The organism is Burkholderia sp. Bp8986, assembly GCF_003854225.1.
Lineage (GTDB): Bacteria > Pseudomonadota > Gammaproteobacteria > Burkholderiales > Burkholderiaceae > Burkholderia.
Map to the genome: position 1 here is coordinate 34,993 of NZ_QTQM01000014.1, position 17,687 is coordinate 52,679.

The window sequence follows — 17,687 nt, forward strand, 5'->3', positions numbered from 1 at the left end:
CATGTACCCGACCGACACCATGCAATCCCCGAGCGCCGCCCGGCCGCTCGCCGACCGGCAGCTTCGCCGCATCGTCATCGCCTCCGTCGCCGGCAACGCGATGGAGTGGTACGACTTCTTCGTCTACGGCACGGCCGCCGCGCTCGTGTTCGGCCACGTGTTCTTTCCGCCCGGCGCGTCGCCGCTCGCGGGCAGCCTCGCAGCGTTCGCCGCGTTCGCGCTCGGCTTCGTCGCGCGGCCGCTCGGCGGGATCGTGTTCGGGCATGTCGGCGACCGCTACGGCCGCAAGGCGTCGCTCGTGTGGACGCTGCTGATCATGGGCGCGTCGACGTTCGCGATCGGCCTGCTGCCGACCTATGCGCAGGTCGGCCTGTGGGCGCCGGCGGCGCTCGTCGTGCTGCGGCTGCTGCAAGGCATCGCGTCCGGCGGCGAATGGGGCGGCGGCGTGCTGATGATCAGCGAGAACGCGCCGCCCGAGCAGCGCGGCTACTACGCGGCGTGGAGCCAGCTCGGCGTCGGCGGCGGCTTCGTGCTGTCGTCGGCCGCGTTTCTCGCCGCCCAGGCGCTGCCCGACGACGCGTTCCGCACGTGGGGCTGGCGGCTGCCGTTCCTCGCGAGCATCGCGATCTTCGCGATCGGCATCTACATCCGCCGACACCTGCCGGAAAGCCGCGACTACGAGCAGGCCGGCAAGCGCGGCGCGCACACGCACTTGCCGATCGTCGAATGCATCCGCCGCCATCCGAAGGAAATCCTGCTCGCGATGGGGCTGCGCGTCGCCGAAAACGGCGGTGCGTACATCTTCCTCGCGTTCTCGCTCGTCTACGGCAAATACGTCGGCATCCCGAACGGCGTGATGCTGACCGGCGTGATGATCGCGATGATCGTCGAAATGGGCGCGATGCTCGCGTGGGGCCGGCTGTCCGACCGGATCGGCCGCAAGCCCGTGTACCTGATCGGCGCGCTGAGCCTCGTCGCGTGCGCGTTTCCGTTCTTCTGGTTGCTCGACACGCGCGCGACGCCGCTCGTGTGGCTCGCGCTGACGGTCGGCACCGCGGTGAGCCACGGCGCCATGATCGGCACGCTGCCCGCGCTGGTCGGCGAGCTGTTCAGCACCGAGGTGCGCTATTCGGGCGTCGCGCTCGGCCATGAAGTCGCGTCGATCTTCGCGGGTGGCATGTCGCCGCTGATCGCGACCGCACTGCTCGCGCGCTATCACGCGTCGTGGCCCGTGTCGCTGTTCCTCGTGGCGCTCGGCCTCGTGACCGTCGCGACACTGTGCGTGATGCGCGAGACGCGCGGCGCGCCTGCTGCCGACACGCGCGGCGACGCGGCATGAGCGTAGCCGCCGCGCACGCGACGCTTCCGGCCGGCGAACGGCACACCGCTTTGCGGTACCGCATGCACGCGTGCGCGGCGCGACGATCGCACCCGGCCGCGACGACCGCGCTATGCGTCGGTGCTGCGCCGCGCGCCGTCGAACTCGGGCGCCAGTCCCAGGTGGTCGAGCAGCCGCGCGAATTCGCCGAGCCGCTGCCGCATGTAGGCCGGCACGTCGACCTGCGCATAGTCGTGGAACCCGGCGCCGCTACGCACGCCGTCGCGCCCGGCCGCCATGTTGCGCACGACGCTGTCGGCCGGCGCGAAGCGCGGGCCGAGCTCGCCGGCGAGATACGTCGACGCGTAGTACAGGATGTCGCAGCCGCCCCAGTCGATGAACTCGAGCAGCCCGAGCACCGCGAAGCGCGGGCCGAAGCCGGTGCGGATCGCCATGTCGATGTCCTCGGCGCTCGCGACGCCCTCTTCCACCATGCGTGCCGCCTCGTTCATCGCGAGCGCCTGGATGCGCGGCACGATGTAGCCGGGCGCCGGCCCGCAGATCACCGGCTTCTTGCCGACGCGTTCGAGCAGCGCGGCCAGTGCGTCGACGACCCGCTGATCGGTCGCGTCGCTGCGGCTGATCTCGACGAGCGGCATCAGCAGCGCCGGGTTCAGCCAGTGCGCATTCAGCATCCGTTCGGGGTGCGCGACATGACGCTGCAACTCGGTGACGACGAACGTCGACGTCGTCGACGCGATCGTTGCACGCGCATCGACATGTGCGTCGAGCCAGCGCAGCGCATCGGCCTTCGCGTCGAGCACTTCGGGCAGCGCTTCGAACACGATGCCGGCGTCGCGCAGGGCGGGCGCCGCGCCCTCACGCGCGACCAGTGCGATGCGGGCGACGACGGCCGCGGCCTGGTCGCCATCGATCCGGCCGAGTGCCACCTGCGCATGCAGCGGCCGCGCGATCTCGCCGCGCGTGCGATCCTCGAATACGCGCCGGCCTTGCGCGTCGCGCGGCTTGAAGTCGATCAGCGTCACGTCCAGGCCCGCGAACGCAAAGACGAGCGCGATCCCCTGCCCCATGCGTCCCGCGCCGAGCACGTGCACGCGCGTCACGTCGGCGGCGGGCGTCATGCGGCGTACCCCGCATCGAGCAGCGCGCGCATCGCGTCGCGCGACAGCGCGGCGAGGCCGAGCGCCTCCAGCGTGCGCCCTTGCGCATACAGGTCGCGGCCGGTCACCGCCGACGCGACGCTCAGCAGCCCCTGCGCAACGGGCGTCGGCACGTCGGCCCGGCGCCCGCACGACACGATGAAGGACAGCCCGAGCCGGGTGTCCTCGAGCATGTAGCGATGCGTGCGCAAATCGATCTTCTCGCGCCAGTCGCCGCTGTCGGTCAGCTTGCCGTGCGCGCCGCGCCCGTACATCCATTCGTCGCCGTCGGTCGCGTAGTGGTCCGCCAGCGGGAAATGCGGCGCGCGGTAGCCGAGTGCCTCGCGCACGGCGATGCGTTCGGCATCGAGCGCATTCGTCACGCGGCGGATCGACGGCTGCGTGCCTTCGTTGTGAATGTCCCACGCGTCGAAGTGTTCGAGCGGCCCGGCGTTCATCAGGATCAGCGGCGGATGAATCACCGGGCCCGCATTCATCAGCGCGCCGGACAGCGCATCCTCGACCGGCTCGACCGACGGGTAGCCCGCGCGCAGCACGTCGAACGCCCAGGCCGCCGCGTTCGCGGGAAACACGCCGGTCGGCAGGCGCGTCGCATACGCGCTGATCACGACCGCGTTGTCGCCATGCTTGCGTACCAGGTACGGCAGCGTGCCGGTCTCGGCAAAAGCGACGCGCGCGCGGTTGCCGGCATCGGCCGCCGCACGCGCGAACACGACGCTGCCGAACGTGCCGGGCGGCAGGAACACGACCTGGTCGTCCTCGAGCAGGGGCGCGACCTGCGCGGCGAGCGCATCGTGCGAGACGGCCGGCAGCGGCACCACGACGAGCCGCGCGCCGCGCAGCGCGGCCGCGAGATCGTCGCTCAGGCGGATCGCGCCGGGTGCGTCGCCGAGCGGCACGGCACGCCTGCCGCGATAGTCGGTCACCTGCAAGGCGCCGAGCTCGCGCAGCCGCGCATGCGGTTCGCGGTCGCGCCGCCACCATGTCACGTCGTGGCCCTTCTCGAACAGGTCGATCGCGGCCGCATGGCAGCCGTGGCCGCCGCCCAGTACACATACCTTCATCGTCGTCTCCCGGTGAGTGAGTGTTGCCGAGACTACGTGGCGGCGCACGTCGCGTCGCTTCAAAACGCGCAACGGCACGCCCGTTCGCGCAACGCAATCGCGGCGACGCGCACGACGTCGCATCCATCCATCCGACACGAGGCCACCGCATGGATATCGCCCTTTCCCGACATGCGCCGAACCGGCTCGGCACGCTGCATGCGCCCGACGAAGTCGAACGCGCGGTCGCGCACCGGCTCGGGCCGCATCGGATGGCCGCGCACGGCCGCGATCCGTTTCATGCGGAGCTGTACGAGGTGCCGCTGCATCACGGCGCACTGCTCGAGCTCTGCTACGGCCGCGAGACGCGCATCGAGTTCGGCGACGATGCCGGGCATTTCCTGTTCCGGCTGACGCTGTCGGGCGCATGTGAGCTGCAGGCCGGCGACGTGGTCGCACGCGCCGGGCCGGGCCAGCTGACGGTGTCTTCGCCGGCGCTCGCGAGCCGCCTGAGCACGAGCCCCGATTGCCGCAACCTGGTGCTGCGGCTCGAACGCGGCGCACTCGAGCGCAAGCTGCAGGACATGCTGCACACGACGCTCACGCGGCCGCTGCAGTTCGATCTCGCGGCCGGCGGCAACGGCGCGGGCGCGGCGCTCGTGCTGCCGACCTTCGAATACCTGTGCCGGCTCGGCGCGCAGCCGGGGATCGGCACGTCGATCACGACGTTCGGCGCCGATCTCACCGCGTGGCTGATGGCGCTGCTGCTCACGCACCTGCCGCATTCGTACAGCGCCGCGCTCGCGCGCGGCACGCCGCCGCTGCCGGCGCACGTGCGCCGCGCGTGCGACCACGTCGACGCGCACCTGGGCGACCCGCTCGCGCTCGCCGCGCTGGCGGCCGTCGCGGGCGTCGCGCCGCGCACGCTCCAGCATGCGTTCCGCGCGTTCCTGAACACCACGCCGGCCGCCTACGTGCGCGAGCGCCGGCTGGCCGCGGTGCACGCCGCGCTGCAGCGCGGCGACGCGCGCAGCGTGACGGACGTGCTGATCGCGCACGGCATTCACGGCTTCGGCCATTTCGCGAAGGCGTATGCGCGGCGTTACGGCCACCTGCCTTCCGTCACCGCGAGGCAAGCACCATGACGCACTCCGCCACCGGCCGGCCGCCGGCCCGCCCCGAACCCGCGGCGCACGACGCGGACGCGCCCGACGGCCTGCGCGTGCAGGACCTCGACCTGAACCTGTTGAAGACGTTTCGCGCGGTGTACGAAGAACGGCACGTCGGCCGCGCAGGGTTGCGGCTCGGCGTCACGCAGCCGTCGGTGAGCTACGCGCTCGGCCGGCTGCGCCTGATGTTTCGCGACGCGCTGTTCGTGCGCACCGGCACCGGCGTCGAGCCGACGCCGCGCGCGCAACGGCTCGCACTATCGGTCGACAAGGCGCTCGCGATCCTGCAGGACGTGCTCGACGAAGGCTCGCGCTTCGCGCCGGACAGCACCCAGCGCGTGTTCCGGCTGCACATGAGCGACTTCGCGGCGAGCGCGTTCCTGCCGACGCTGCTCGCGGCATTCGACCGGCGCGCGCCGGGCGCGGTGATCGAGACGCTGCATGTCGACGAATGCCAGCTCAACGTCGCGCTCGAATCGGGCCGCATCGACTTCGCGCTCGGTCATTTCGCGGATGCCTCGAGCCATTTCCAGCGGACCGCGCTGCTGCACGAACGCTGCGTGCTGCTGATGCCGCGCCGCACCGCGCAGCGCCTCGCGCTGCCCGGCGGTTTCGTGCTCGACGGCGACGCGCCGGACGCGCTGCGCTTCGTCGCGGTGACCGCGCATCCGCAATCGATGCAGCTGCTGGAACGACACGGCCTGATGCCGCGCGTGCGGGCGGCGCTGCCCGACTTCCTGGTGGTGCCGGCGCTGCTCGAACACGGCGATTACGCGCTGATCCTGCCGGAGACCGTCGCGCTCACGTTCGCGGCGCGCCAGCCGTGCACGCTGTACGAGATCGCGGGCGCCGGCGAATGGGCCGTCAACGCGTACTGGCACCGGCGCTTCGACGCGGACCCGGGCCATCGGTGGCTGCGCGCGCTGCTGCTGGAGCTGTTCGATATCGGCCGGCAGGCGCCGTTCGACGCATGGCTCGCACCGCAGCCGCCCGCCTGCGCATAGCGACGCGGGCGGGCGCAGGCCGACCTCGGCGATCAGAACGCCGTGAGGATGCCCGCGACGATCGAGCTGGCGGTCGCGCCGGGTTTCGCGACCGCGACGCCGCCGCCCGCCGCGCCATTGACGACGAAGCGCGCGTGCGCGCCGTTGCGCACCATCGCGGCCCCCGTGTACAGCACCGTGCGCTTCGACAGCGGATAGTCGAAGCGGATGCCGTACGAATCGGCGTTACCGTCGCTGTCGGCAACCTTCCGGTAGTGGCCGATGCTCAGCAGCAGCGACGCGCGCCCGATCGGCACCGTCGCGCTGAGTTCCATCGTGTCGCTGTGCGGATACGCGCTCTGGCTGTCGATCGCGGCCGCGACGTCGGGGCCGCCGCGATGCCGCATGTACAGCGCGGCGACCTTCACGACGTTGAAGTCGTACGAAATCGCGCCGATCGTGTAGTTGCCGTTCGCGGCCGAACTGGTGACGCCGAGCGCGGATGCCGCCACCGGGCTGAACTTCTGCTGCATGTAGTCGACGTCGACCGACAACCCGCCGCGCACGTAGTTGAGGCCCGCGCCGTACGTGTCGCCGAGCGTCGCCGGCTGGCCGGCCGCGCCGTTGGTGCCGCGCGCGGCCATCGCGCGCAGCATGAAGCCCGCGTAACGCGGCGACGTGTAGCGCATCGAGTTGCGCACGCGCAGGAACGCGGGGCCGACGAAGTTGTTCGTCGCGTTGCCCCATGCGAGGCCCGCGCCGAGCCCGGGCAGGCTGTACGTGACGAGCGTCGTGTGCACGATCGTGTAGAGCTCGCCGAACTGCACGCCGCCGAACGGCCCGGTGATGCCGACCCACGCCTCGCGGCCGAACAGCGCGCTGCCGTTCGACAGCGCGCCGCTCGCCGCGTTGAAGCCGTCCTCGAGCTTGAAGACCGTCGCGTAGCCGCCGCCGAGATCCTCGACACCCTTCAGCCCCCACTGCGACGCCCACAGGTTGCCGCTGCCCATGCGCGTCACGTGGTTCGGCCCGGCGTTCGCATATTCGATCGCGGTGTCGATGCGGCCGTAGAGCGTCACGCTCGATTGCGCGACAGCCGGCAACGATGCGCACGCAAGGAGCGCGGCCGCCAGCGTGGCAAGCGGTACGGCAAGCCGGTCGGCCCGCCCGTTCGAATGGTTCATCTTGGTCGTCCCGTGGAAATGCCGGCGCTTGTCGGCAACGCGCCGTTTGACATGAAGCGCGTTCGCATTCGGATGCGAACGCTGCCGATCAAAAACGGGCCGAGTCTAGGAACGACAATTTCGGACGTCGACGCAATGCGCTCTATAACGCTTATAGACGCGCCGCATGATGCGCGCACGCGCCGCCGCACGTGCGCCGCGCGGCGGCCCGCGCGCACGGCCTCGGTGTTTTCTTTATCCGCGTCGGTAAATGTCCGTGTGGCGCGGCTGTCACTCCGGCTATGGCGGCCGAATTTGGCCGACTACGCTGCGTCTCCGATCGTGTCACCCGCACGCTTTCGCACCGCGACGGCACCCGGCCCGCGAGGTCCGCGCCGCGCTTTTCCATCGCCCGCTCCTGGAGAATCCGCATGTCCGCACCCACGGCCCGCGCTGCCGACGGCAAGCGCTATACGTACGAATGGTATGTCGTCGTCATCTGCATGCTCGCGTATGTCTTTTCGTTCGTCGATCGCCAGGTGCTCGTCCTGATGATCGAACCGATCAAGCGCGACCTGCACCTGACCGACACGCAGTTCAGCCTGCTCAACGGCTTCGCGTTCTCGCTGTTCTACGCAGTGATGGGCCTGCCCGTCGCGTATCTCGCCGATCGCTACGCGCGCCCGCGCATCATCGCGCTCGGCATCGCGCTGTGGAGCGTCGCGACCGCCGCGTGCGGGCTCAGCCAGCAATTCGTGCAGATGTTCGTCGCGCGGATGGGAGTCGGCATCGGCGAGGCCGCGCTGTCGCCCGGCGCGTATTCGATGCTCGCCGACTACTTCCCGAAGGAGAAGCTCGGCCGCGCGATCGCCGTGTATTCGCTCGGCTCGTTCATCGGCGGCGGCGTCGCGTTCCTGATCGGCGGCTACGTAATCGCGCTGCTCAAGCATGCGAGCGCGTTCACGCTGCCGGTCGTCGGGCAGGTGCATGCGTGGCAGGTCACGTTCCTGATCGTCGGGCTGCCGGGGATCCTCGTCGCGCTGCTGTTCGCCGCGACCGTGCGCGACCCGCAGCGCAAGGGGCTCGCGCAGGACCGCTCGGGCGCCGTGCGGCGCGTGTCGATGCGCGATTCGCTGCGCTTCGTCGGCACGCATCGCGCGACCTTCGCGTGCCACTATCTCGGCTTCTCGTTCTACGCGATGACGCTGTACTGCCTGCTGAGCTGGACGCCCGCGTTCTATATCCGCCGCTTCGGGATGACGGCCGTCGAAGCCGGCTACACGCTCGGCATCGTGCTGCTCGTCGCGAATACCGCCGGCGTGTTCTGCGGCGGCTGGCTCAACGACTGGCTGCTGCGCCGCGGCCGCATTGATGCGCCGATGCGCGCCGGTGCGATCGGCGCCGCGTGCATGGTGATCCCCGCGACGCTGTTCACGCAGCTCGACAGCCTGCCGGCATCGCTCGCGATGCTCGTCGTCGCGATGTTCTTCGCGTCGTTCCCGATGCCGACGTCGACCGCCGCGATGCAGACGCTCGCGCCGAACCAGATGCGCGCGCAGATCTCCGCGCTGTTCCTGCTCGTGTCGAACCTGATCGCGCTCGGGATCGGCACGACCGTCGTCGCGCTGTTCACCGATCGCGTGTTCGGCGCGCCGGCGGCGGTCGGCCATTCGATGTCGATCGTGAACATCGCGGCGGCCACGCTCGCCGCGATGTTGCTGGCCGTCGGCTGCCGGCAGTATCGACGCAGCCTCGAGCGCGAACGCGGCCATGCGTCGGCTTCGGCTTCGGCCGATGCGACTGTCGACGGCGGCAGCGCCGTTGCCGCACGCTGAAGTCGCGGTGGTCAGCGTCGGCTTCGGCTTCGGCTGAGGCGGCCGTCGACGGTGGCCGCGCCGCGGCCGCACGCTGAAGTCGCGCTGTTCAGCGATCGCGTGTTCGGCGCACCGCCTGCGCGATCGTCGACGCCGCGGCCGTCATGCTGGTCGCCGACTATCATCCACCTCACTGATTCCGGCATCGCTTTTTTATCGATTTGATTTATGCGATGCCCGTCCTTATTCTCGGTTGCATGACGGCGCGGTATCCGCCGCGCCGGTTTCTTCTACCCCACGGAACACCCCATGCAAGCGAACCGCCACCAGGTCCGGATCGACGCGCTGATCGACGCGGCGCAGGACATCCGCTGTTTCCGGGTCTCGCGCGTCGACGGCCAGCCGTTCGACGCGTACGAGCCGGGTGCCCATATCGACGTCACCGCGCCGTCCGGCGTCACACGGCAATACTCGCTGTGCGGCCGCCCCGACGAGCGCGGCAGCTACCTGTTCGCGGTGAAGAAGGAAGCGCAGTCGCGCGGCGGCTCGCGCTCGCTGCACGACGACGTGCGCGTCGGTGCCGAGCTGTCGATCGGCGCGCCGCGCAACCTGTTTCGTCTGGCGGACGACGCGAGCGAGCATGTGCTGGTCGCGGCCGGGATCGGCATCACGCCGCTGCTGTCGATGGCGTACGCGCTCGCGCAGCGCGGCGCGCGTTACCGGTTGCACTACTTCGCGCGCAGCCGTGAACACGCGGCCTTCGTCGACGAACTGTCGGCCGAACCGTTTGCGTCGCATGTGACGTTTCACTACGGGATCGAGCCCGCCGTACTCGCGGCCGAACTGGGCCGCTGCGTCGAGTCGATCGACGCGAAAGCGCACGTCTATACGTGCGGGCCCGGGCCGTTCATGGATGCCGTCGTCGCGGCGGCGGCCACGCGGCTTCCGGAAGACGCGATTCACCTCGAACGCTTCGCGGCGGAACCCGTCGCGGCCGACGCCGCTGTCGATGCCGCCCCGGCGGAAGGCTTCGAAGTGCGCCTGCGGCGCAGCGGCCAAGCGGTGCGCGTCGCGCCCGGCACGTCGATCGTGGACGCGCTCGCGCGCATCGGCGTCGAGGTCGATACGTCATGCGGCGAAGGCGTGTGCGGCACCTGCATGGTGCCGGTGCTCGACGGCGAGCCGGATCATCGCGACCACTGCCTCAGCAAGGCCGAGCGCGCGAGCAACACGGTGATCTGCTGCTGCGTGTCGCGGGCGCGCTCGGCGGTGCTCGTTCTCGATCTGTGATGCGCCCCGTATCATCGGTGCAATGCGTCGGAAGATGCGGGCGCGCGGCGCTCAGCAATCAATCCCGATTTGCTTCGATGATACGTTCGAGCTCATTCGCATCGTCCGTGGGTTCCTCCGTGCCGCGAAAGATGCAAACCTCGGTGTGCCCGTCTCGGAACACGTCAACCTCTACCCGCATCCCGACCACCGTGATCGAAACCAGCACCGTATCCGGTCGGTTGCGGCTCAGGGTGTAGTGGATCTTCGCAGATTCGAGCTGATCGAGCAGATCGAACAGTGTGTTGGGGGTCATGTCGGGCACCTATTTCTTGAAACGGTTATCGTTGAGCAACTTGAGCGCCTTACGCGCCTCTTTGATGCCATCGCTCGCATCACCTTGAATCTCGTTGAGCGTCGAATTCAGATATTGCCCTCGGAACTCGCGCAACACTGAGCCTTTGCACTCAGCCTTGATGATGTCGCAGGCCATCATATCGCCTCGGTCGACACCCGCGACTTGAACCGCGTCTCCCAACGCATCTGGCGAAAAATCGAATGGCGATGCCTCACTGAGCGAAGTCGAATCAGCGAAGCCCGCGCCGCCCGCCATCGCGGCCGCACCACCTGCACCGCCCGAGACAACACTCTGCAGATAGCTCATGAGCTCGCCCGCAGACACATCGCTGGGTGTCGCCCAACCAGGCAAGGGCTTGTCTACCGGTAGCGGGGCCATTCTCGGCACACTGGCGAACCTATTGGCTTTTGGGAATGGCGGAGTTGTGGGAGAACCTCCAGCCGAACCCCCACCACCAACCGCTTGTCGTTCGATCTGTACCGCCACGCGTCCATTTTCGATGGCAGCCTTGAGCGCATCAAGCGGAGTGCCTTGGAGTGCGTCTAGGCCAAGTTGGCGAAGGTATGTCAGCACGTTCGTGGTCAGACCACTGTATTTCGGCCAGTGCAACATTAATTCGGACACGTCGCTGCGTTGACTGGCGGACAAGCTGGTACCGCTTGAACGTGACGCACGCGTGAGCGTAGCGCGCTTTCCGGCACCCAGATCAATCGTCACTGAGGCCATGAATCCTGTTCTCCGTATCGGCTTTGCAGAACATAACGTTGCTCTCTCAACGTCAGGCCTAGCACTTCGAAGCCCATACTTTAGCAGTCCTCCTCGATCTCTGACGCGCTCACGCAGCCCGACCGTCACGCGTCGTCGAACCGCTCGACGATCTCGGCGAGCAGCGCGCGCATCCACGCGATCCCCTCGTCCTCGTGAAAATGCTCGTGCCAGTGCATCGTGACCGGCGCGGGCGGCAGCGTGACCGGCAGCTCGTAGAGCCGGAACGCGTTGTCGCGGTTCAGGATCCGCGCGAGCCGCTTCGGCAGCGTCGCATAGAGATCGGTCACCGACAGCACGCTCGGCAGCGCGACGAAGTGCGGCACTTCGAGCGCGATGTTGCGGCCCACGCCCTGCGCGCGCAACGCGTCGTCGAGCGCATGGTGGCTGTGCTCGACCGATTTCACGTTGACGTGCGCGGCGCGCACGAACTGCTCGAGGCTCAGCGCCGCACCGGCCGGCAGCCCGCGCCGGCGCCCCGTCATGCACACGTAGGTTTCCTCGAACAGCAGCTGGTGGCGCGTGCGCGGCATCAGCTCCGGCAGGTTGCCGATCGCGAAGTCCAGCCGGCTCGCGCGTAGCGCCTCCTCGATCTCCTCCACCGGCAGCGGCTGCACGCTGAGCGTCACGCGCGGCGCGCGCTCGCGCAGCGCCTGGCAGATCGCCGGCAGGTACGCCATCTCGCCCGCATCCGACAGCGACAGCCGGAACGTGCGCGTGCTCGACGCCGGATCGAAACGCTCCGCATAGCGCAGCGCGACGCGCACCATGTCGAGCGCCTTGCCGACGATCCCCGCGAGTTCGAGCGCGACCGGCGTCGGTTGCATCCCCGCGCGCGTGCGCACGAACAGCGGATCGTCGAACAGCGTGCGCAGCCTCCCGAGCGAATAGCTGACGGCCGGCTGCGACAGCGCGAGCCGCTCGCCGGCCTTGGTCAGGCTGCGCTCCTCGACGATTGCCTGGAACACCCGCAACAGGTTCAGATCGAGATGATCGACCGATGTCATCGTGACCTCCATCATTTGCCGCATTTATTTGATCGGCAATTTTAGATCAATTTGACGGATATGTAGCGGAAGACGAGACTGGGTACCCGATGCCGCGCGTGACGCGGCCCGATTTCGCGACTCTTTCCCCACGACGACGATGAGCGACATTCCCACCCAGACGATCGACACCCGCGCGTTGCACGGCTTCGCGCAGCCCGACCGCATCGCGCCCGCGATGTATCACGACCCAGCGCTGTTCGAGGCCGAGCTCGACCGCATCTTCTACCGCACCTGGATCTGGGTCGCGCACGAGAGCGAGCTGCCGAACCCGGGCGACTTCGTCACGACGACGATCGGCCGCCAGCCGGTGATCGTCGTGCGCGACAGGACCGGCGAGATCAACGTGCTGCAGAACCGCTGCCGCCACCGCGGCGCGACCGTGTGCGAATCGCACAAGGGCAACGCGAAGGGCTTCACGTGCCCGTATCACAGCTGGTCGTACGCGCTCGACGGCACGCTGCGCGCGCTGCCGTACGGCGACGGCTACGAAGGCGTGTGCGAGAAAGGCGACCTGCCGCTCGTGAAGCTGCGCGTGGGCGTGTACCAGGGGCTGATCTTCGCGAGCTTCAACGACGCCATCGAACCGCTCGAGGATTTCCTCGGCGGCGCGAAGCCGTGGATCGACCTGTTCATGAAGCAGGGGGCCGGCTACCCGATCAAGGCGAACGGCGAGCACAAGTTCAAGTTCAAGGGCAACTGGAAGATCCAGCTCGAGAACACGACCGACCTCTATCACTTCCCCGTCGTGCACAAGTCGTGGATGAAGTCGATCGACGACGAAACGGCGGCCGCGATCACGAGCTTCATGACGAGCGAGGACGCCTTCTGTCGCGGGCTCGGCAACGGTCACAGCCTCGCGGTGCTGATGCCCGAGCTGATCGATCTCGACCAGGACGACGGCGCGCCGCTGCCCGAACGCTTCGCGCCGCTCGCGGCGAAGCTCGCCGAGCGCCATACGCCGGACGAAGCGCGCCGCATCGTGCGCTCGCTGATGGGCGTCGGCTTCAACCTGAACCTGTTTCCGAACCTCGCGCTGTCGATGGCGTTCTTCCGCGTGCTGCGGCCGATCTCCGCGAACGAAACCGAGATCCGTCACGTCGCGCTCGCGATGGATGGCGGCCCGGACGAAGCGAATCGCGAGCGGCTGCGGATTCACGAGCATTTCCAGGGACCGTTCGGCTTCGGCAGCCCCGATGACGCGGAAGCATGGGAGCGCGTGCAGCGCGGCGCGCATGCGGGGCCGGACGTGCCGATCCTCGTGAACCGCGGGCTGAACCGCGAGACGACCGCCGCGAACGGCGAAAAGACCGCGCATGCGACCGACGAGACGGGCATGCGCGAGGCCTACCAGCAATGGCGCAAGATGATGGAGCAACAGTAATGGACGACCGCAACGCCCTCTTTTCCGAGCAGACCTTCGCCCGCGCGGTCGAATTCGTGTGGCGCGAAGCCGAGCTGCTCGACCGCCGCGACTATCGCGCATGGCTCGACCTGTGGGATCGGGCCGGTCACTACGTGGTGCCGATCGATCCCGACACCACCGACTTCGCGGCGACGCTCAACTACGTGTTCGACGACCAGGACATGCGCGAGAAGCGCGTGCAGCGGATGCTGTCCGGTTACTCGGCGTCGGCGACCGACGCGGCGCGCACGGTGCGCACCGTGTCGCGCTTCACGCTGGAGAGCAGCAGCGCCGGCATGGTCGAGCTGAAATCCGCGCAGGTCGTCGTCGCGTACAAGCGCGGCGTCGCGACGCTGTTCGCGGCCGACGTCACGCACAAGCTGCACATCGACGCGGACGGCGAAATGCGGATCGCGGAGAAGGTCGTGCGCCTGATCGACTCGACCGAAGCGCTCAGCGCGATCGGCTTCCTGCTGTAAGCGGCGGCCGCTTCGCTGTCGCCAACGCAACGGTGAACCGGCCACCTTCACCTTTCGGGACGCTCATGCTCACACTCGAATGCGGAAACGGTCGTCCGTCCGATCGGTTCGGCCGAATCACTCGGCGCGATCGGAACGGTGAGGCGGCCACCTTCACCTTTCCGGACGACCCAGCCCACACTCGAATGCGGAAACGGTCATCCACCTGATCGGCTCGACCCATGCGCGCAGCGAGATCGGCTTCCTGCTGCAAGCGGCCACCGGTTCGCCATCGCCAGCGCAACGGTGAGCCGGTCACCTTCACCTTTCCGGACGACCATGCCCACACTCGAAGTTTTCCTGCCGGCCGGCCACGACGACGCGCGCAAGGCCGAGCTGATCGCGCGGCTCAGCGGCGCGACCGTCGACGCGATCGGCGCACCGCTCGAATCGGTGCGCGTCCTGCTCACCGAATTGCCCGCCACGCACATCGGCCTTGGCGGCCGCACGGCCGCCGATGGCGCACCGCCGTCGCTGCCGGTGATCGTCGCGATCCTGATCGCCGGCCGCACCGACGAGCAGAAACGCGCGTTGATCGCGGCGCTGTCGGACGCCGGCGCGAACGTGCTCGATGCGCCGTTGCAGGCGACGCGCGTGATCATCAAGGACATCCCGAACACCGACTTCGGGATCGGCGGCCAGACCGCGCGGGCGCTGGGGCGCTGATCGTGTGCCGCGCGTCGCTGCCCGGTCGCGATGCGCGCGACGTGCATGGCGCCCGTTACGCTTGCGCCGCGACGCACCGCTTACGCCTGCGCACCGACAAGCGGCAGCGTCACGCGACAGTCGAGCCCGCCGCCTTCGGCCGGGCTCGCGCCGATGCGCCCGCCATGACGCGTGACGATGCTCTTGCACAGCGACAGCCCGATCCCGTTGCCGCCGGCCTTCGACGACGAGAAACCGTCGAACAGCCGGTCGTGCGCCCCTTCGGCGATACCGGGCCCGTTGTCGATCGCCCGCAGCTCCGCGTGGCCGCCGACGTCGGCGGTGCCGAGCGTCAGCGTGCACGGCGCGCGCGCGCAGCCGGCGAACGCCTCGATCGCGTTGAAGGCCAGATTCAGGATCACCTGCCCGATCAGCACACGCTCGCAGCGAATCGGCAGCGGCCTGTCGGCCTGCACGATCGCGACCGTCACGCCCGCTTCCTTCGCACGCAGCTCGATGAAATACGCGACGTCGGCGAGGATCTCGCGCAGGTCGGCGAGCGCGACGACCGGCTCGCGCTTCACGATGAACTCGCGCACGCTCTTGATGATCAGCGCCGCATGCTCGGCCTGCCGGTCCGCGCTGCGCAGCCCCCAGATCGCATCGTCGACGGCGCCGCGCGTGTTCAGCCGCTGCACCGCACCTTCGATGAAGTTGCGCACGGCCGCGAGCGGCTGGCTCAGCTCGTGCGCGATCACCGTCGCCATCTCGCCCATCGCGTTGTAGCGGCCCGCGTATTCGAGCATGCGCGCTTCGGCGCGGCGCGCCTCCTCGATCGCGACCTCGTCGCTGACGTCGCGGAAATGCACGAGCAAACCATCGAGGTCACCTTCGATCTCGACTTGCCGGCACGTGATGCGCAGCCAGCACGCCGAACCGTCGCGCCGCACGAAGCGGTAGCGCTGCGGTTCGGACGGGCACGTCGACGGCGCATCGCGCAGCTGCGCGACGAGCCGGTCGCGATCGGCCGCGGTGCAGTAGTCGAGCACGCCGCCGAGCGCATCGTCGGGCGCGAGCCCGAGCACGCGGCGCCCCGACTCGCTGATGAACTGCGCGCCGCCGTTCGGCGTCACGACCGCGATGCCTTCGTCGAGGTCCTGCATGAATTCGCGCAGCCGCGCCTCGTAGCGGCGCAACTGCTGACGGATCGCCTCCTCCGCGCTGATGTCGCGGAACTGCACCATCACGACGTCGCGCCCGCGCAGCGGCACGTGCGTCGCGATCGCCTCCGACAGCATGTCGACGCCGGTGCGCGACCGATAGCACCACTCGTACACCTGCGGCCGCCCTTCGGCGATCGCGCGATCCATCGCGCCCACGCCGATCTCGCGCCGGTATTTCGGTTCGGGACGCGTCATGTCAGGCGCCTTCAGCGGCAGCAGCTCCTCGACGGAAAAGCCGAGCGCGATGCACGCGGCGCGGTTCGCCCACACGATCGCCTTGGTCTGCGCGTCGTGCAGCAGCACGCAGGTCGTCAATGCGTCGAGCAGCCGGTGGAAATCGTCTTCGTCGGGGAAGCTCATGAGCGGATTCGGTTGAAGGCGCGCGGCGTCGCGCGGCCGGATGTCCAACATAGCACCGGCGTGCACGGCCCGCATCTGAAGATTTCTTTAGTCCGGCACGGAGCCACACCAGTCGCGCGGCCTTACGCACCAATTGCTGCGTGTTTTCGGCGTTTCTAGACTGATTGCATCGTCTTTCGAACCCCATTCCCAGGAGCCACTCATGCCCAACGCCGCCCTCGCCATCGACGCCGCGTCCCCCTCGCCGCATGCGGTCCGCGAAGCGGCCGCGCGGGTGTCGCCGCTCGACGCGGTGATCGAGACCGTCGCCGCGCGCCGCGACGAATTCGACCGCCTGTCGCACGTGCCGCGCGACGTGATCGCGCTGTTCAAGGAGGCCGGCATCTATCGCGCGGGCACGCCGCGCCGCTTCGGCGGCGATGCGCTCGCGCCCACCGCGTTCCTCGACATGATCGAGCGGATCGCGACCGCCGACGGGTCCGCCGCGTGGGTCGCGAGCTTCGGCTCGGCCAATGTCTATCTCGCCGCGCTGCCGCTCGCCACGCAGGCCGAGCTGTACGCGGGCGGCCCCGACCAGGTATTCGCGGGCGGGCTGTTCCCGGTCCAGCCGGCGCAGGCGGCACCCGGCGGCTGGCGCGTGAACGGCACGTGGAAATTCGCGAGCGGCTGCAAGGGCGCCGACTGGCTCGGCGTCGGCATCGCGGTGCCCGGCGCGCAGGACGCCGCGCCGAACAAGCCGCGCACGGCCGTGTTCCGTGCCGCCGACGTCGAGATCGTCGAGAACTGGAGCGTGGTCGGCATGCAAGGCACCGGCAGCCACGACCTGCGCGTCGACGACCGCTTCGTGCCCGACGCGTGGACCTTCGTGCGCGGCGGCGAGCCGACCGTCGACGAGCCGCTGTACCGCTATCCGACCATCGCGTATGCGGCGCAGGTGCTCGCCGTGGTCAACCTCGGGCTGGCCCGCGCGGCGCTCGACGTCGCGAACCGGATGTCGGGTGGCCGCCAGACGACCACCGGCGCCCCGCGCCTCGCCGATCGCGCGTATTTCCGCATCGAGCTCGCGAAGGCCGAAGCGCAGCTGCGCTCGGCGCGCGCGTTCTTCTACGACGCGACCGACTCGGTCTGGCAGTCGATCCTGGCCGGCAACCCGGTCACGCCCGAGCAGGTCAGCCTGCTACGGCTCGCGGCCACGCATATCGCCCGCGAAGGCGCGAGCGTCGTCGAGCGCGCGTACCGCCTCGGCGGCACGGCCGCGATCTATCGCACGCATCCGCTGCAGCGCCTGCTGCGCGACGCGATGGTCGTCACGCAGCACGCGTTTCTCGGCGAAGGCAACTTCGACGGCGCGGGTGCGGTGTTCACCGGCGTCACGCCGTTTCCCGGCTATCTGTAATCCGCGTCGATTCGCTTCGATGCGGCACAAC

At 69.1% G+C, this 17,687-nt stretch carries 16 protein-coding genes; 9 read left to right on the top strand and 7 right to left on the bottom strand.

Annotation, left to right across the window (positions count from 1 at the left end):
• The first annotated feature begins 1 nt into the window (after position 1).
• Positions 2–1,339 carry an MFS transporter gene (locus DID99_RS15115; protein WP_044845351.1) on the top strand — a complete coding sequence of 446 codons (1,338 nt, stop codon included), beginning with the start codon at positions 2–4 and terminating at the stop codon, positions 1,337–1,339.
• A 110-nt stretch (positions 1,340–1,449) separates the two neighbouring features.
• On the opposite strand, the gene DID99_RS15120 is transcribed toward DID99_RS15115, so the two are convergent.
• A complete protein-coding gene (locus tag DID99_RS15120) occupies positions 1,450–2,460 on the bottom strand; it encodes a 3-hydroxybutyryl-CoA dehydrogenase (RefSeq protein WP_124667043.1) in 1,011 nt (336 codons plus the stop codon).
• Positions 2,457–3,563 (bottom strand): NAD/NADP-dependent octopine/nopaline dehydrogenase family protein, encoded by a 1,107-nt coding sequence (locus DID99_RS15125; protein ID WP_124667044.1) that lies wholly within the window; start codon positions 3,561–3,563, stop codon positions 2,457–2,459. The genes DID99_RS15120 and DID99_RS15125 overlap by 4 nt, the downstream gene beginning before the upstream one ends.
• Before the next feature lie 149 nt (positions 3,564–3,712).
• Here DID99_RS15125 and DID99_RS15130 point away from each other — a divergent pair, with 149 nt between their 5' ends.
• On the top strand, positions 3,713–4,687 hold the full coding sequence (locus tag DID99_RS15130; protein WP_124667045.1) for an AraC family transcriptional regulator: 975 nt from the start codon (positions 3,713–3,715) through the stop codon (positions 4,685–4,687).
• Positions 4,684–5,715, top strand: coding sequence for a LysR family transcriptional regulator (locus tag DID99_RS15135; RefSeq protein ID WP_044845355.1), 1,032 nt, complete (start codon positions 4,684–4,686; stop codon positions 5,713–5,715). Before DID99_RS15130 ends, DID99_RS15135 begins: the two co-directional genes overlap by 4 nt.
• A 32-nt stretch (positions 5,716–5,747) precedes the next feature.
• Here the strand turns inward: DID99_RS15135 and DID99_RS15140 are convergent, their stop codons facing one another.
• Positions 5,748–6,878 carry a porin gene (locus DID99_RS15140; protein WP_124667046.1) on the bottom strand — a complete coding sequence of 377 codons (1,131 nt, stop codon included), beginning with the start codon at positions 6,876–6,878 and terminating at the stop codon, positions 5,748–5,750.
• A gap of 410 nt (positions 6,879–7,288) precedes the next feature.
• On the opposite strand from DID99_RS15140, the gene DID99_RS15145 reads away from it, so the two are divergent.
• Complete coding sequence (locus DID99_RS15145; protein ID WP_124667047.1) at positions 7,289–8,692, top strand: MFS transporter; 1,404 nt, start codon at positions 7,289–7,291, stop codon at positions 8,690–8,692.
• 288 nt (positions 8,693–8,980) lie between these two features.
• Positions 8,981–9,961 (top strand): PDR/VanB family oxidoreductase, encoded by a 981-nt coding sequence (locus DID99_RS15150; RefSeq protein WP_124667048.1) that lies wholly within the window; start codon positions 8,981–8,983, stop codon positions 9,959–9,961.
• Between the two features lie 58 nt (positions 9,962–10,019).
• Here the strand turns inward: DID99_RS15150 and DID99_RS15155 are convergent, their stop codons facing one another.
• From DID99_RS15155 to DID99_RS15165, 3 genes are all read right to left on the bottom strand, one after another.
• Positions 10,020–10,256, bottom strand: a complete 237-nt coding sequence (locus DID99_RS15155) for a hypothetical protein (RefSeq protein WP_124487663.1) — start codon at positions 10,254–10,256, stop codon at positions 10,020–10,022.
• Positions 10,257–10,265: 9 nt separating this feature from the next.
• Complete coding sequence (locus DID99_RS37270; RefSeq protein WP_185733775.1) at positions 10,266–10,604, bottom strand: hypothetical protein; 339 nt, start codon at positions 10,602–10,604, stop codon at positions 10,266–10,268.
• Positions 10,605–11,149: 545 nt separating this feature from the next.
• Positions 11,150–12,070 (bottom strand): LysR family transcriptional regulator, encoded by a 921-nt coding sequence (locus tag DID99_RS15165; RefSeq protein ID WP_124487664.1) that lies wholly within the window; start codon positions 12,068–12,070, stop codon positions 11,150–11,152.
• Positions 12,071–12,209: 139 nt separating this feature from the next.
• On the opposite strand from DID99_RS15165, the gene DID99_RS15170 reads away from it, so the two are divergent.
• The 3 genes from DID99_RS15170 to DID99_RS15180 all read left to right on the top strand — a co-directional run bounded on the left by DID99_RS15170 (position 12,210) and on the right by DID99_RS15180 (position 14,698).
• Positions 12,210–13,493, top strand: coding sequence for a Rieske 2Fe-2S domain-containing protein (locus tag DID99_RS15170; protein WP_124667049.1), 1,284 nt, complete (start codon positions 12,210–12,212; stop codon positions 13,491–13,493).
• The gene (locus tag DID99_RS15175; RefSeq protein ID WP_124667050.1) at positions 13,493–13,993 is read left to right on the top strand and encodes an aromatic-ring-hydroxylating dioxygenase subunit beta; all 501 of its coding nucleotides are present in this window, start codon (positions 13,493–13,495) and stop codon (positions 13,991–13,993) included. Before DID99_RS15170 ends, DID99_RS15175 begins: the two co-directional genes overlap by 1 nt.
• 318 nt (positions 13,994–14,311) lie before the next feature.
• Positions 14,312–14,698, top strand: a complete 387-nt coding sequence (locus tag DID99_RS15180; protein WP_044845361.1) for a 2-hydroxymuconate tautomerase family protein — start codon at positions 14,312–14,314, stop codon at positions 14,696–14,698.
• Between the two features lie 80 nt (positions 14,699–14,778).
• Here the strand turns inward: DID99_RS15180 and DID99_RS15185 are convergent, their stop codons facing one another.
• Positions 14,779–16,335 carry an ATP-binding protein gene (locus DID99_RS15185; RefSeq protein ID WP_124667051.1) on the bottom strand — a complete coding sequence of 519 codons (1,557 nt, stop codon included), beginning with the start codon at positions 16,333–16,335 and terminating at the stop codon, positions 14,779–14,781.
• Positions 16,336–16,462: 127 nt separating this feature from the next.
• Between DID99_RS15185 and DID99_RS15190 the strand changes: the two genes are divergently transcribed.
• Complete coding sequence (locus DID99_RS15190; RefSeq protein ID WP_124667052.1) at positions 16,463–17,656, top strand: acyl-CoA dehydrogenase family protein; 1,194 nt, start codon at positions 16,463–16,465, stop codon at positions 17,654–17,656.
• Positions 17,657–17,687: the final 31 nt, after the last annotated feature.

Excerpts from the sequence above, each read along its gene's own strand:
- DID99_RS15115 (WP_044845351.1), top strand. The coding sequence starts at position 2 with ATGTACCCGACCGACACCATGCAATCCCCGAGCGCCGCCCGGCCGCTC.
- DID99_RS15120 (WP_124667043.1), bottom strand. The coding sequence starts at position 2,460 with ATGACGCCCGCCGCCGACGTGACGCGCGTGCACGTGCTCGGCGCGGGA.
- DID99_RS15125 (WP_124667044.1), bottom strand. The coding sequence starts at position 3,563 with ATGAAGGTATGTGTACTGGGCGGCGGCCACGGCTGCCATGCGGCCGCG.
- DID99_RS15130 (WP_124667045.1), top strand. The coding sequence starts at position 3,713 with ATGGATATCGCCCTTTCCCGACATGCGCCGAACCGGCTCGGCACGCTG.
- DID99_RS15135 (WP_044845355.1), top strand. The coding sequence starts at position 4,684 with ATGACGCACTCCGCCACCGGCCGGCCGCCGGCCCGCCCCGAACCCGCG.
- DID99_RS15140 (WP_124667046.1), bottom strand. The coding sequence starts at position 6,878 with ATGAACCATTCGAACGGGCGGGCCGACCGGCTTGCCGTACCGCTTGCC.
- DID99_RS15145 (WP_124667047.1), top strand. The coding sequence starts at position 7,289 with ATGTCCGCACCCACGGCCCGCGCTGCCGACGGCAAGCGCTATACGTAC.
- DID99_RS15150 (WP_124667048.1), top strand. The coding sequence starts at position 8,981 with ATGCAAGCGAACCGCCACCAGGTCCGGATCGACGCGCTGATCGACGCG.
- DID99_RS15155 (WP_124487663.1), bottom strand. The coding sequence starts at position 10,256 with ATGACCCCCAACACACTGTTCGATCTGCTCGATCAGCTCGAATCTGCG.
- DID99_RS37270 (WP_185733775.1), bottom strand. The coding sequence starts at position 10,604 with ATGAGCTATCTGCAGAGTGTTGTCTCGGGCGGTGCAGGTGGTGCGGCC.
- DID99_RS15165 (WP_124487664.1), bottom strand. The coding sequence starts at position 12,070 with ATGACATCGGTCGATCATCTCGATCTGAACCTGTTGCGGGTGTTCCAG.
- DID99_RS15170 (WP_124667049.1), top strand. The coding sequence starts at position 12,210 with ATGAGCGACATTCCCACCCAGACGATCGACACCCGCGCGTTGCACGGC.
- DID99_RS15175 (WP_124667050.1), top strand. The coding sequence starts at position 13,493 with ATGGACGACCGCAACGCCCTCTTTTCCGAGCAGACCTTCGCCCGCGCG.
- DID99_RS15180 (WP_044845361.1), top strand. The coding sequence starts at position 14,312 with ATGCCCACACTCGAAGTTTTCCTGCCGGCCGGCCACGACGACGCGCGC.
- DID99_RS15185 (WP_124667051.1), bottom strand. The coding sequence starts at position 16,335 with ATGCGGGCCGTGCACGCCGGTGCTATGTTGGACATCCGGCCGCGCGAC.
- DID99_RS15190 (WP_124667052.1), top strand. The coding sequence starts at position 16,463 with ATGCCCAACGCCGCCCTCGCCATCGACGCCGCGTCCCCCTCGCCGCAT.